General features: G+C 70.4%; 11 protein-coding genes, 1 tRNA gene and 1 pseudogene. 10 read left to right on the top strand and 3 right to left on the bottom strand.

Annotated features, from left to right (window positions below; all coding sequences use genetic code 11):
• The first annotated feature begins 87 nt into the window (after positions 1-87).
• From AB0F13_RS08005 to AB0F13_RS07975, 7 genes are all read left to right on the top strand, one after another.
• Positions 88-462 (top strand): hypothetical protein, encoded by a 375-nt coding sequence (locus tag AB0F13_RS08005; protein ID WP_362076943.1) that lies wholly within the window; start codon positions 88-90, stop codon positions 460-462.
• Positions 459-704, top strand: coding sequence for a hypothetical protein (locus tag AB0F13_RS08000; RefSeq protein WP_362076940.1), 246 nt, complete (start codon positions 459-461; stop codon positions 702-704). The genes AB0F13_RS08005 and AB0F13_RS08000 overlap by 4 nt, the downstream gene beginning before the upstream one ends.
• Positions 691-2103: a cell division protein FtsK gene (locus tag AB0F13_RS07995; RefSeq protein ID WP_362076937.1), complete on the top strand. Its 1413-nt coding sequence runs from the start codon at positions 691-693 to the stop codon at positions 2101-2103. Before AB0F13_RS08000 ends, AB0F13_RS07995 begins: the two co-directional genes overlap by 14 nt.
• Positions 2104-2302: 199 nt before the next feature.
• Positions 2303-3133, top strand: a complete 831-nt coding sequence (locus AB0F13_RS07990) for a DUF2637 domain-containing protein (protein WP_362076934.1) — start codon at positions 2303-2305, stop codon at positions 3131-3133.
• A gap of 131 nt (positions 3134-3264) precedes the next feature.
• The gene (locus tag AB0F13_RS07985) at positions 3265-4728 is read left to right on the top strand and encodes a replication initiator (RefSeq protein WP_362076931.1); all 1464 of its coding nucleotides are present in this window, start codon (positions 3265-3267) and stop codon (positions 4726-4728) included.
• Entirely contained in the window at positions 4725-4919 is a 195-nt protein-coding gene (locus AB0F13_RS07980; protein ID WP_362076928.1) for a helix-turn-helix domain-containing protein, read from the top strand. The genes AB0F13_RS07985 and AB0F13_RS07980 overlap by 4 nt, the downstream gene beginning before the upstream one ends.
• Positions 4913-6325: a site-specific integrase gene (locus AB0F13_RS07975; RefSeq protein ID WP_362076925.1), complete on the top strand. Its 1413-nt coding sequence runs from the start codon at positions 4913-4915 to the stop codon at positions 6323-6325. The genes AB0F13_RS07980 and AB0F13_RS07975 overlap by 7 nt, the downstream gene beginning before the upstream one ends.
• A 233-nt stretch (positions 6326-6558) precedes the next feature.
• On the opposite strand, the gene AB0F13_RS07970 is transcribed toward AB0F13_RS07975, so the two are convergent.
• Positions 6559-6648 (bottom strand) — tRNA-Ser (locus tag AB0F13_RS07970).
• Positions 6649-6724: 76 nt separating this feature from the next.
• Positions 6725-8512 (bottom strand): trypsin-like peptidase domain-containing protein, encoded by a 1788-nt coding sequence (locus AB0F13_RS07965; protein ID WP_362076922.1) that lies wholly within the window; start codon positions 8510-8512, stop codon positions 6725-6727.
• Between the two features lie 190 nt (positions 8513-8702).
• Here AB0F13_RS07965 and AB0F13_RS07960 point away from each other — a divergent pair, with 190 nt between their 5' ends.
• The 3 genes and pseudogenes from AB0F13_RS07960 to AB0F13_RS07950 all read left to right on the top strand — a co-directional run bounded on the left by AB0F13_RS07960 (position 8703) and on the right by AB0F13_RS07950 (position 11694).
• Positions 8703-9581 carry a glycerophosphodiester phosphodiesterase gene (locus AB0F13_RS07960; RefSeq protein WP_362076919.1) on the top strand — a complete coding sequence of 293 codons (879 nt, stop codon included), beginning with the start codon at positions 8703-8705 and terminating at the stop codon, positions 9579-9581.
• Between the two features lie 53 nt (positions 9582-9634).
• Positions 9635-10237, top strand: a pseudogene (locus tag AB0F13_RS07955) (ATP-binding protein).
• Between the two features lie 488 nt (positions 10238-10725).
• A complete protein-coding gene (locus AB0F13_RS07950) occupies positions 10726-11694 on the top strand; it encodes a DUF5926 family protein (RefSeq protein ID WP_362076916.1) in 969 nt (322 codons plus the stop codon).
• 900 nt (positions 11695-12594) lie between these two features.
• Here AB0F13_RS07950 and AB0F13_RS07945 read toward each other — a convergent pair.
• Positions 12595-13284, bottom strand: a complete 690-nt coding sequence (locus AB0F13_RS07945; protein WP_362076914.1) for a hypothetical protein — start codon at positions 13282-13284, stop codon at positions 12595-12597.
• Between the last annotated feature and the right edge of the window lie 231 nt (positions 13285-13515).

Raw genomic sequence — 13515 nt, 5'->3', positions numbered from 1 at the left:
CTAGCGCGCTTGACGGAGGTGGTGAGCGTAGTGCACTGTGGTGATCACGCCGCACCGAGCGGCCTCGATCCGAGAAGGAGTTCCCCCATGGCGCGCATCCGCGTTGGCGACCTGCCCTCCACCCGGCGCATGATCGGCTCGCTGCCGGTCCCGAAGTACACAGACCAGGAGAAGACGACCCTGGCCACCGACCGGGAGACCGGTCAGCCGCTCTACACCGTGACCCTCTTCGTGATGGAGGACGAGCGGGCGGAGGCGATGAAGATCACCGTCCCGAAGGACGGTCTGCCCAACGGCCTGAACGTTGGCTCGTTCGTCCGGCCGGTGGACCTGTTCGCCACTCCGTGGGCGCGGGTCTTCAACGGTCAGCTTCAGGACGGCATTGCCTACCGCGCCGCTGCCCTCGAACTGCTCGCCTCCGCCGCGCCGGTCGCCGACGAGCCGGGAGACCTGGCGGCGTGAGCGGCGAGGAACCCCGCTTCTGCCTCGCTCCCTCGCTCTGCCGTCACTGCCGGGTCTACCCGGTGGCTCACCGGGGATCGGATGACCGGTTCTCGGAGAGCTTGATCAAGTCGGTGACCGGCGTTCTGGCCGGTCACGGCTTCCCGCCCGTCGAGAACGTCTACGACTGGGCGGCCCTGGAAGCGGCCTTGATCCGCTTTCTCTACCGCGACGATGTGAAGGACACCGTTGACCCCGATTGAACTGATGGGCTACGCCCCGGCTGCGGCCGGGGCCGCCCTGGCCCTGATAGCCCTGTGGGCCGTAATCTGGATCGTCCGCTACGTGCGGGCCGACGCCGAGACCCGCGTCAGTATCCGGCAGGCGGTCCGTATCCGCCGGGGCTGGAAGCGTCTGGCCCAGTTGTGCGGCCTGTCGGTCACGGACAAGATGCCCACCCTGACACAGCAGTTGGCGACCACGGACGCCAGTAAGACCCCCAAGCCCCGGGTCCTCGCCCCGAAGCTGAAGGTAAAGCCGGACCGGTACGGGGTCGTCGGGCGGGCGAACTGCCTGCCGAAGGTCGGTCTGGAGGAGTTCCAGAAGGCTGCCCCGTATCTGGCCGACGCCTGGGGCTGTACCCGGGTGTCCGTGACCCAGGAAAAGCCCGGCCACGTCGTCATCCGTGGTGTGCGCGTGGACCCGCTGCTGACGCGGACCGCGCGCGTTCCCACTGGGAAGGCGCCCGAGGAACTGGCCCGGTGGAACCTGGGGTTGGACGAGTACGCCCAGCCGGTGAGCGTGGACCTGGCGGAGGTGCCCGGCGTGACCGTGGCCGGCCTTCCCGGCTTCGGCAAGACCTCGAACATCAACGGCTTCATCTGCGACTGCGCGCCCTCGCCTGCGGTGCAGTTCGCTTTCGCGGACGGCAAGGTTTCCAACCCGGCCGAGGGTGACTACGCCGACTTGCTCGCCCGGGCCTTCGCCGCCGTGGGTGACGATCTGGACGAGGCGAACAAGCTGTTCCGCCGCATCGTCGATCTGCGCCGTGCTCGCTCGTCCTCCATCAAGTCGGTTCTGGGGCGACGGGACATGTGGCACGGCGGGCCGTCCCGGTCCTGGCCGTGGGTCGTGCTGATCATCGATGAGGCGCACACCTACTTCCGCGATCACAAGGGCTCGGACAAGGAAAGCAAGCGGCTCGCTGCCCTGGCGGCGGAGAACGCCCGCCTGGTGGAGGACCTGGTGAAGAAGGGCCGCAGCGTCGGCATCCTGGTCTTCCTCGCCACGCAGAAGAGCACGGGGGATGCGATCCCCACGTTCATCCGGGACGTGTGCCCGGTCGGGTTGTCCTTCGCGCAGAAGACCGCTGATGCGGCCGTTGCTGCCCTCGGTGAGGACATCCGCGACTGGCCGGACGCCAACCCCGTCCAGTTGCAGGACCCGGCCTATGTCGGCGTCGCCGTGATGAAGCTCAGCGGGAAGACGGGTTTCACCCGCCTGCGCACGCCGTACGTCGCCGAGGCTGACGCTGCCCGCATCGCGGCCGAGACCGCCCACCTGACCGCCGACCCCGCCGAACTGCTCGCCGCACAGCTCCCTCTCGGGGTGTCCCTCGACAAGACCGATCACGACGAGGACGGCGAACCCCTCGCCGCATGACCCAACGACCCGAGCAGTCCGGACACTTGGAGAACTCATGACCTGCTCAGACTGCGGAAGCAGCGACACCACCGAGTACAGCTACGACGGCGGCAAGACCCCCACCGGCTACGAATGCCGCGACTGCGGCACCAACTGGCGGGCCCCCAGGGGCTGAACACTCCCCGCATCACATGGAACCGAGAGGAGGTGAACTCTTATGTCTGAGGAGCGGATCACTCAGCGGACCGTGACTGTGGTCATGGGCATCATTGCCGCCCTGGCGTTCGTCTTCTCCTTCGGCAACGTCTGGGCCCTCGCGCTCCGCCTCGGCGTCCCCGCCCCCATCGCCCCGTTGATCGCCCCCATGGTGGACCTGTCGGTGGTCGGGCTCCTGGTCGCCCTGCGCTACCTCTCCCTGCGCGGCGTCCCCGCCGCACAGATGAAGTCCGCAACCCGCCTGATGCACATCTCCGGCCTGCTGACCCTGGCCCTCAACATCGCCGAACCCATCGCCGCCGGACACTACGGCCGCGCCGCCGTGGACGCCGTGGCCCCCCTGCTCCTCCTCGGCTGGGGAGCGGTCGGCCCCCAGCTCCTCCGCGCCTTCCACGCGGTTGCCGCCGACATGCCCGCCCCGGGTAGCGCCCAGGCCGACGCCTCCGGCCCGGTCCCCGCCGACGAGCCCGCGCCGGGCCCCGATGACGAACCCGAACCGACCCTGGACGGCGACACCGCCCCGGCCGCTCCGCCCGCCATCGAAGCGGAACAGGCACCCGCGCCCGTAACGGCGCCCGCCCCGGTCCTGACCCCGGCGCCCGCTCCGCCCCTGGTTCCCATGCCGGCGCCTGCTCCTCCGGCCGCACCGGAATCCGTGGTGAACCCCGCCCCGGCCGTGAAGGTGCCTGAGCCGCTGCTGAACGAAGCACGCTCGATCGCCGACGCCCACCGCACCGAACACGGCGAACCCATCACTGTCGCCCAGCTCAAACGGCGACTCGGCGTCGGCCTCCCCATGGCCACCGCCCTCCACACGGCCATCACGGCCTGATCCCCGCCGGTCCTCCGGCACCTTCCCCGCCCTGTCCACGACTGGGCTCGGTCTGCCATGCGCCCGGGCAGCACCCCACCCCTCTCGCGGTGCTGCCCGGGCCCCACCCCTCAGCAGAAAGGACACCCTCCATGACGCGCATGCTCGACCTGCGCCACGTGGTGAGCCCCGCTCTGCGGGACCTGGTGGAGCTGGCCAACCTCGAAGACTTCGACCGCGTGGTCGAGCAGATCCGCAACGTGCGCGGCTGCTCCCGCCCGGTCAACCTCATCGGCCACACGGCCACCCTCGACGCTGCCACGAACACGGTGCTGCGCGCCTACTCCACCGCTGACGAACCCACGGGCCGCCTCCTGACCACCTGCGGCAACCGCCGCTCCTCGCGCTGCCCGTCCTGCTCCCGCGTCTACGCCGCCGACACCTACCACCTGATCAAGGCCGGACTCTCCGGCGGCAAGAACGTCCCGGAAACCGTCCGCACCCACCCCCGCGTCTTCGCCACCCTCACCGCACCCTCCTTCGGCCCCGTGCACAACCGCCGCACTACCCCAGCGGGCAAGGTCCTGAAATGCCGCTGTGGCACCCAACACGCTGACAATGACGCGGCGTTGGGGACGCCCCTGGACCCGAAGGCCTACGACTACACCGGCGCCGTGCTCTGGAACGCCCACGCCGGAGCCCTCTGGCAGCGCTTCACCATCTACCTCCGCCGCGAACTCGCCGCCCACCTCGGCATGACGCAGAAGGCCCTCAAAGCCGCCTTGCGCGTCTCCTTCGCCAAGGTCGCCGAGTACCAAAAGCGCGGCCTGGTCCACTTCCACGCCGTCATCCGCTTCGACGGCCCCGAAGGACACGCCACCCCGCCCCCGGCCTGGGCCACTACTGGCGCCCTCACCCACGCCATTCACGAAGCGGCCCAGCGGGCACGGCTCACGGTGGCCTCCAACGCGACCGGCGAACGTGAACTCACCTGGGGCGACCGCATCGACGTCCGCGAGATCGCCGCCCTCGGCGACGGCGAACTCACTGACCAGAAGGTTGCCGCCTACGTCGCCAAATACGCCACCAAGAGCGCCGAAGGCACCGGCACCGTGGACCGCTCCTTGATCTGCCGCCCCTGCGGCGGACGCGGCTACGTACGCGGCCCGGACAGCTTCCGCGACCTGTGCGGCGACTGCGACGGCACCGGCCAGTCCGAACCCATCGCGGACCTCAAGGTGGCCCGGCACGTCCGGCAGATGATCCGCACCGCCTGGGCCCTCGGCCACCTGCCGGAGTTCGCCGAACTCAAGCTCTGGAAATGGGCCCACATGCTCGGATTCCGGGGCCACTTCTCCACCAAATCCCGCCGCTACTCCACCACCCTCGGCGCTCTCCGCGACGTACGCCGCACCTGGCGTGTTGAGCAGGCCCGCGCCCGTGCCGGCCTCCCGGCCCCGGAAGAGAACACGACCCTCGTCGTCTCCCACTGGGCCTACCTCACCTCCGGCTACCGCCCCGGCGAGGAATCCATCGCCGCCCAAGTGCGCCACGACATTGCCGAAGCCCGCATTCAAAATCACCGCGTCAAGACCGAAGGGGAGCCCTGGCAGTGAGCCGCACCCGACATGACACCCTCACCCTGCCTGAGGTGCTGACCGAGATACGGATGTCCCGAGCCGCCTTCTACCGCATGCGGGCACGCGGCAAGGCGCCCAGGTGCCTCAAGCTCCCCAATGGCCAGATCCGAATTCGCCGCGCAGACCTCGACGCCTGGTTCAACAACTGCGAGGTGGCCTCGTGCTGACCTACGACGTTGACGTCTGGAGCATTCGGAAGCGTCCCGACCGAGCCAAGCCGTACCAGGTGCGCTGGCGCGTGGGGCCCAACACTTTCGGCAAGAGCTTCAAGCTCAGCGCCCAAGCCGACGGCCGTCGGTCCGAACTGCTCGCGGCCCTGCGCGCCCGCGAACCGTTCGATGCGGAAACCGGACTTCCTGAGTCGGAGCTGCAAGCGCTCAATGCATCCCCCACTCCTACGTGGTTCGACCATACGCAGGACTACGCGGCGATGAAGTGGCCCAATGCCTCGGCCAAGCACCGCGCGAGCATTGCTGACGCCCTGGCAACGGTGACACCTCACTTGGTGAGGGACAACCATGGCGCCCCCTCGCGGACCACCCTCCGAAGTGCCCTCTACTCGTGGTCGTTTCGCCTTGTACTGGGCGGCGATGGCACACTCCGCCACCGCTACGAGGTACAAGAGCCGCCCACCGACATCGCCGCAGCGCTGGCCTGGATTCGCCGCAAATCGGTAGATATCACTGACCTGAACACCGCCTCCGTGGTGCGAACCGCGCTCGACGCACTGAAGGTGCGACAGGATGGCACAGCCGCCGCCGAGAACACCGTGAAACGGAAACACACCGTGTTCAGCAACTGTCTGCGGTACGCCGTGGAACGCGAGTTGCTGACGACGTTGCCCCTGAACAAGGTGGATTGGACTCCCCCCGAGACTGACGATGAGATCGACTTTCGGTTCGTGCCCGGCCCCAAGCTCGCAAACGCTCTCATCACAGCTGCGGGGGCCCAGAGAACGCGCGGCCGACACCTGAAGGCGTTCTTCGGCTGCCTCTATTACGCGGCCAACCGTCCCGGCGAAGCGAGCAGCCTTCGGAAATCGGACTTCACGCTGCCCGAGGAAGGGTGGGGAGAAGTACTGCTGTCCACCAGCACACCCCGCGTCGGCTCCGGATGGACCGACACTGGCGAGTCCTTCGACACGCGCGGCCTCAAGAAGCGCGCAAGGAAGACCACCCGGCCGGTGCCCATCCCGCCCGTCCTGGTCCGCATGGTGCGCGAGCACATCGCGGAATTCGGCACGGCGGAAGACGGACGTCTGTTCCATGCCGTCCAGGGCGGTCACCTTCTGTCGAAGGAGTACGGCGAGGTTTGGAAGGCCGCTCGCGAAGCGGTGCTGACGGAAGCCGAAGCAGCCTCGCCCCTGGCCGAAGTGCCGTACTGCCTGCGTCATGCCGGCGTCTCCCTCTGGTTGCAGTCCGGTGTCTCCCCGGCCGAGGTCGCACGCCGGGCTGGCCACAGCGTCGCCGTCCTCTTCCGCTTCTATGCCAAGGTCCTCCACGGCCTTCAGCAGGAAGCCAACGAGAAGATCGAGCGAGCCCTGACGAAGGCCGCCGAAGCGCCAGCCGAATAACTTTCGCGTCCCCAAGAGGAGTGCGGTCCGTAGCTCACGAAGAGTTGCGGACCGCACTCCTTTTCACGTTCCGTCACGGCGAAAGCCCGGTCTGAGCCGCTCTGGCCCGGGCCACAGATGGGCCACACGCGCTGATCAACGCCGGGATACCGGTGATCCAAGGTGAGACAGACCCCATACGAAAGGGGTGCCCCAACCCGGGACACCCCTTGTGACCTGCCCTAATGCAGGACTGGCGGAGGCTGAGGGATTTGAACCCTCGGTGACATCGCTGCCACGACGGTTTTCAAGACCGTTCCCTTAGGCCGCTCGGGCAAGCCTCCCCGCGTCGCAACTGCTGCTGCGACGCGGGAACAGACTACCGGGTACGGGGGTGTGAGGCGGAGCCCTGGGGCGGGGTCAGCTGTCGCCCCTGCGCTCGCCCAGGATGATGTCGACCGTGGTCTGCTTGCCGTCGCGGGTGTAGGTCAGGGCGACCTTGTCGCCCGGCTTGTGGGTCCAGATCTCGCTGATCAGGGTGGGGCCGCTGTCGATCTGGGTGTCGCCCAGCTTGGTGATGACATCGCCCGGCTTGAGGCCGGCCTTGTCGGCCGGGCCGCCGGGGGTGACGGCGGGGGAGCCGTTGGCGCCGCCGGAGGCGATCTTGGCGCCGCTGCCGCCCTCCTTCATGTTCACCGTGGCCGAGATGACCGGGTAGATCGGCGTGCGGTTCTTGATCAGCTGCTCGGCTACGTTCTTCGCCTGGTTGATCGGGATCGCGAAGCCGAGGCCGATGCTGCCCGACTGGCCCTGGCCGCCGCCGAAGCCGCCGCCACCGCCCGCGGACTGGATGGCGGAGTTGATGCCGATGACGGCGCCCTGGGCGTTGAGCAGCGGGCCACCGGAGTTGCCCGGGTTGATCGAGGCGTCCGTCTGGAGGGCGCTCATGTAGGAGGACTGGCCGCTGCCACCGCCGTCGCTGGAGGCCACCGGGCGCTTCTTGGCGCTGACGATGCCCGTGGTGACCGTTCCGGACAGGCCGAAGGGCGCGCCGATCGCGACGGTCGCATCGCCCACCGCCGCCTTGTCGGAGTTGCCGAGCGGCAGCGGGTTGAGCTTGACCCCGGAGGGGTCCTTGAGCTTGATGACCGCGACGTCGTAACCCTGCGCGCGGCCGACGACCTCCGCGTCGTACTGCTTGCCGTCCGAGAAGGTCACCGAGAGCTTGCCGCTCTCGGCCGCCGAGGCGACGACGTGGTTGTTGGTGAGGATGTGGCCCTGGGTGTCGTAGACGAAGCCGGTGCCGGTGCCGCCCTCGCCGTTGCCGCTCCGCGCCTCGATGGTCACGACGCTCGGCAGCGCCTTGCTCGCGATGTCCGCGACCGAGCCCGGGGAACGGCTCTCGGTCTTCGGGTCGCCGGAGGACGAGAGAGTGGTGGAGGTGTCGCTACCGTTTCTGTCGGCCACCCAGTAACCGACGCCTCCGCCGACGCCGCCCGCGACGAGCGCCGCGGCCAGGACCGCCGCCACCAGGCCACCGGCCCGCTTGCGCGGCGGCGGGGGCGGCGCGCCCCACATCCCCACGGGGGCGCCCCCGTACGGCGGGGGCGCGTCGGCCCCGCCGTACCAACCGCCACCACCGGCCGGGCCCCCGGCGGCCGCGAAAGCGGCCTGCTGGGCAGCGGCGTGATCGCCGGGCATGGGTGCGGCGTGCGGCATCTGCGCGGTGTGGTCGACGGCTGCCGTCGCCGGAAGCTGGGCGGTCTGGGCGGTCTGCGCGATGTGCGCCATGTGCGCGGTCATCGCGGACTGATCCGCCGGGGGCGCGGTCGCCGGGGCGTTCGCGTCGGCAAGCGCGGACGGCTGCTGCGTCATCTCCTCGGGCTCCGGCTGCGCGGGAGGTGCGGACGGTACGGACGGGAGCTGCGCGGTCCGGTCGTCGGTCCGGTCGTCGGTCCGGTCGTCCGTACGGTCGTCCGTACGGTCCTGGGCCCGGTCGTCGTCGGCCTTCGTCAACGCCACCGCGTCCGCCGCGGTCGGCGGCCCCGCCGGGACGGGCGGGACGGAGCGATCCGCCTCGCCGGAGGCAGGAGCGGGCGCAGGCGCGGATTCGGATGCCGACGTCGCCGACGTCGCCGTCGTTGCCGGAGACGTCGTGCGCGGCCCTGCCGCGGACGGAACGGCGGCGCCCTCGTTCTCGGTGCTCACAGTTGTCTCCTCAATCAGGTACACGTCAGTTGTCGCGATATCCGGCCACGCTCGTATGTGTCTCGCATCAGCTTTTCCCATGACACGTCAGACCACCGTAAGCGGAGCCTGTGACCTCGGCCGCCAGTCCTTACTACAGGACAAATCACACCCCATGCGCGATCGCGCCGGCCGGTGGCACCATAACGCGGTGACCAACGCGCACCCGGCCAGGGACATCCGCCCAGAGCGCCACCCCCTCGACGTCGTCGCCCACCGTGGAGCCTCCGAGGACGCTCCGGAACACACGCTGGCCGCGTACCGGAAGGCGATCGAGGACGGCGCGGACGCGCTGGAGTGCGATGTGCGGCTGACCGCCGACGGGCATCTCGTCTGCGTCCACGACCGCCGGGTCAACCGCACGTCCAACGGTCGCGGCGCTGTGTCCACCCTCGAACTGGCCGACCTCGCGGCCCTCGACTTCGGGTCCTGGATGGGACAGGCCGCCGACGCGGAGGCCCCCGACCGGAACCTCGACCGGACCGCCACCGCCGGTTCCACCTGGGCCGACGCCGGGGCCACCGACCGCACCTCCGTCCTCACCCTGGAACGCCTCCTCGAACTCGTCGCCGACTCCGGCCGCCGCGTCGAGCTGGCCATCGAGACCAAGCACCCCACGCGCTGGGCCGGCCAGGTCGAGGACAAGCTGCTGGCCCTGCTCGACCGCTTCGGCCTCGCCCAGCCGCCGCCGGGCGAGCCCTCGCCCGTACGGGTGATGAGCTTCTCCGCGCGCTCCCTGCACCGGGTACAGGCGGCCGCGCCCGCCCTGCCGACCGTCTATCTGATGCAGTTCCTCTCACCCCGCTACCGCGACGGCCGGCTGCCCGTCGGGGTGCCCGTCGCGGGGCCGAGCATCCGGATCATCAGGAACAACCCGGACTACGTGGCCCGCCTGCACCACGCCGGCAACCAGGTGCACGTATGGACCGTGAACGAGCCCGAGGACGTCGAACTGTGTGCCCGCCTCGGCGTGGACGCGATCATCACAAACCGCCCCAAGGCAGTGCTTACCCAGCTCGGCCGCCGCTAGCGGCCATTACAAGGAGTGCACCGGCGCGTTCGGTGCGTATTCGAGCGTCGCGAGTGCCCCACAGCGTCGAGGTTGGCCGGTTTCCGGTCCAGTCCATTGGGGCATCCATCCCCTGACGTGGGGCAAAGGAGGTCTCGGGGGTGGCGTTGGTGGTGGCACAGGAGGTGCCCACATCGTCGATCATGGCCGTACCCCATGGTCCAGCCGGTGTGGGTGAAGCGAGACACCGGATGCGCAAGGACTTGCGCACCAGTGGGGTACCGGAATCGGTCATCGACGACGCGGTACTGATCCTTTCGGAGCTGCTCAGCAACGCGTACCGCCACGGTCGCCCGCTGAGCCGGGAGAACGGCAGGAGAGCCCGCGAGGGGCACGGCGGCATCCTGGCCGCCTGGCGGGTCGACGAACGCGGCAGCCTCACCGTCGAGGTCACCGACGGAGGCGGACCGACCCGTCCCTTTCCGGCCACTCCTTCGGTCACCGCGCGCGGCGGCCGGGGACTGAACATCATCAGCGCGCTCTCGCAGGACTGGGGCGTACGCGACTCCATCGGCGAGGTGACCGTATGGGCAGCGCTCTCCGTACGCGCCGGTTTCGCTACGCGCGTCGGTCCCGACCCCGTCCTGACCTTCGCCGACCTCGACGAGCTGATGTGATGACGCGCGTAGATCCCGCAGGTTCCGCGTCTCCCGGAGATGCCGCCTTGCGCGCCCCCGCACCGACGGACCCGCGCCCGCCATTCAGCGCGGCCATGCCCTCGGCCACGAGCACGGCCACGGCCACAGACACGGCCGCACCCACGTCCACGTCCACGTCCACGTCCACGTCCATGCTCGCGTCCGCGCCCACACCCGCGCTCACGTCCGTGCCCGCGCCCACACCCACGCTCATGTGACGAGCCACGAATCACCCGGGGCCCGCGCCCGCCGCCACCCAGGTGTACGGACCCTCCTGCGGCTACGCCGCCCGCCTGCCGTCCGCGTGCCCTGCGCGCCCCTTCCCGCGCGTGCCCGGCTGTGCCGACACACCGGGCGCTAGGCTCGCGCCCGTCAACGCAGTAATGCCGTTCGGCACACGAGCGACCGCACGAGAAACGCCGTGGGGCGCAGCCCGCCGGGCGCAACGATCGGGAGACACGCACACCATGGCCAAGAAGCGCCGCCCCCAGACCAAGGCCGCCACGCCGCAGGCCGGCGACGTGCCGATCCCCGTCGTCGGCGCCCGCGAGCCCTGCCCCTGCGGCTCGGGCAGGCGCTACAAGGCCTGCCACGGGCGAGCCGCCTCGCACGCGGTGGCCGAGCTCGTGCAGCGCCCCTTCGAGGGGCTGCCCGGCGAGGCCGACTGGGTCGCCCTGCGCGAGCTGGTGCCCGCCGCGACCGTGCAGCTCAAGCTCAAGGACGGGCTGCCCGAAGGCGTGCCCTCCGTGACCCTGGCGACCGTCCTGCCGATGGCCTGGCCCGCGCTGCGCCGCGACAGTGGCGCCGTGCTGCTGGGCCTGCAGAACGACACCCCGACCGGCGACCTCAGCCGCGACCTCGCCGACACCCTGCAGCGAGCCCTGGCCGCCGCGCCCGGCACCCCGGTCACCGCGGAGCGCATCGGCGCCGAAGGGCCGCGGCTGCAGGACCTGCTGGACCCGGCCGGCCCGTTCGAGCCGGTCGTCCACACGGGCTTCGAGTTCTGGATCGAGAACGCCGAGAACGCCACCGGTGAGGTCGCCGCCTCGCTGGAGCGGGCGAACGCCGCCGCGATCCCGACCGTGCGGCTGTCGGGCGTCGAGGCCGCGTATTGGTGCGAGACCCCGGACAAGAACCACCTGCGCTGGGTCATGACCCACCCGGAGGAGCAGCTTCTGGACGCTCTCGCGCGGCTGCACGTCACGGGCGGGACCTCGCTCGGCGAGGGCACCCGCCTCGTCGGGTCGTTCCGCGCGCACGGTCTGATCGTTCCGGTGTGGGACCTGCCGAGCGACGTCCGCGCGGAGGACGTGGAGAAGCCGGCCGTGGCCTTCGCCGAGCGGCTCGCCGCCGCGCTCGCGGACGACAGCCCGCTGACGGCGGAGGAGCGCCGCGCCCGCGGTGGTCTCACCAGTCGTCAGGTCACCCTGAACTGATCGGATATCCGTTCGGAGAACCACTAGGAATCAGCCGCGCCGCCGAACCCGGTGGAGGGAATGATTCCGGGGTTCACCGCCGGTAAACCCCGGTAAATGGCGGGTCAAGCCGCGTGACTCCTGTCACAACTCCCGCTCCAAGGCCGGAAATCCGCGTCCGGAAATCCGCGATCGAATTTGCGAACCGCGGATCTCTTGTTACGGTTCTGGAAGCCCGGTCGCTGGTGCATCCCCCGTCGCCAGCGACCGGGCGTTTCCATGCCCGGACACGACAGGGCACGGCAGGACACGGCGCAACACGGCAGGGCGCGGCAGCCGGACGGGAAGTACGGGCCCGCCCGCGAAGGCATCTCGCAAAGCTCTCACGAAAGCGCCCACGAGGGCCGGGGAGACGGGTACCACCCGAGCCCGCCGACGTCGGCGGAGAGCCCCCGGGACCGCCCGAAACTCGCGACAAGCCGGCGGAGTCCTCAGGCCCGGCGCAGACCGGCAGAAGCCACGCTCAGGCCCAGCACCGGCCAACAGAGCCCTGCTCAAACCCGCTACGGACCGGCAGGGGCCCCCAGAAGTCCATAGGAAGCCCGCAGAGTCCCGCCATGGCGCCAACCCCACCGCGCCGACCCCACCGCCCCACCGCCACCCGCGCGGAAGCCGCACAGCCGAGCCGTGGGCGGCGCATGGAACGCTCCGGGCGCCCCCTTCAGGAGCTTCCCGCGGGCGTACTCGTGAACGCGTTCGTGAGCGCGTTCACGGGCGCACTCGCGGGCGCACTCGCGGGCGCACTCGCACTCGCGGGCGCGTTCGTGAGCACGTCCGGGAGCACGTCCGGGAGCACGTCCGGAGAGCACCTCCGGGAGCACGTTCGTGAGCACGCCCCGGAGCGCGTTCCTGCGCGCGCTCTCAATCCTCGTCAGCCGCCGGTGAGTTGCTCCCGGAGCGGAGCATCAGCTTCCCCTCCGTCGAGGCGATCTCCGCGACCGCCGCATACGAGCCATGTCCCCGCAGGGTCGGCTCGTGCGGCGTCTCGCACAGGTCCGGATCATCGGTCGCGGCCAGCCGGCAGTGCACCTGCACGGTCCGGCCGGCGGGCGCCATGAGCGTGAGGACACCCGCCAGCGGGGTGCCCGTGGCGTTCCGGTAGTACGTACGGGCCCAGGTGTCCCCCGCGCGCTCCAGGACGCACGTCTGGGCCTCGACGCCCTCGGGAGAGGCCAGTTCAGGGCCGCACCGGGCCGATCCGCGGTCCGGGTCGTCCGTCCCGGCGCCATAGGGGCCGTAGGAGTCGCGGGAACCGCCGAGTCCCAAGAGGCCCGCCGGGCCGGAACGGTCGTCGTCCGGGCGGAGGGGAGCGCCCGCGGCCCCCGGGCCGCGGAAGCCGGCCGGCCGGATCAGCTCCTGCCCCTTGGCCCGCTCCTTGGCCGGATTCACCTTCTGCCGGGGCTTTTCGCGGCCGCTCAGGCTCGCCGGGCCCGCCGTGGCGGCCGCCAGCGGCAGCACAACGGCGACGGCCACCGCGCCGGCCAGCGCGATCATCCGGGAATTCGCCGCACGCCGTGAGAACGCGCCGGGCACACTGGACGCACGCACCATGGGACCACCTGCAATTTCGCCGCGGAAGCTGACTCGCTCGATCGCGGGGACGGACCGGAATTGATCGCGGGGACGGATTCGGACGCACGCCCGCCGGGCCGGCGGCGCCCTATGTACCGGCGCCCGCCACAGCCCTAGTGCCGAACATAGGGGCACCGCCTTGTTCTTCGGTCCTCGCACGGCCGTTTCCTGCGGTTCTTTCGGCGGCTTACACCCTTACGAGTGAGAGCG

The organism is Streptomyces sp. NPDC026206 (genome assembly GCF_040638465.1).
Classification (GTDB): Bacteria; Actinomycetota; Actinomycetes; order Streptomycetales; family Streptomycetaceae; genus Streptomyces.
The sequence above is the reverse complement of the archived record's forward strand: the minus strand, read 5'-3'. Positions and strand labels throughout refer to the sequence as shown.

What these genes read in the sequence shown, in the direction of transcription:
- AB0F13_RS07945 (WP_362076914.1), bottom strand. Translation starts at nt 13,284, where the DNA reads ATGGTGCGTGCGTCCAGTGTGCCCGGCGCGTTCTCACGGCGTGCGGCG.
- AB0F13_RS07950 (WP_362076916.1), top strand. Translation starts at nt 10,726, where the DNA reads ATGGCCAAGAAGCGCCGCCCCCAGACCAAGGCCGCCACGCCGCAGGCC.
- AB0F13_RS08005 (WP_362076943.1), top strand. Translation starts at nt 88, where the DNA reads ATGGCGCGCATCCGCGTTGGCGACCTGCCCTCCACCCGGCGCATGATC.
- AB0F13_RS07985 (WP_362076931.1), top strand. Translation starts at nt 3,265, where the DNA reads ATGACGCGCATGCTCGACCTGCGCCACGTGGTGAGCCCCGCTCTGCGG.
- AB0F13_RS07990 (WP_362076934.1), top strand. Translation starts at nt 2,303, where the DNA reads ATGTCTGAGGAGCGGATCACTCAGCGGACCGTGACTGTGGTCATGGGC.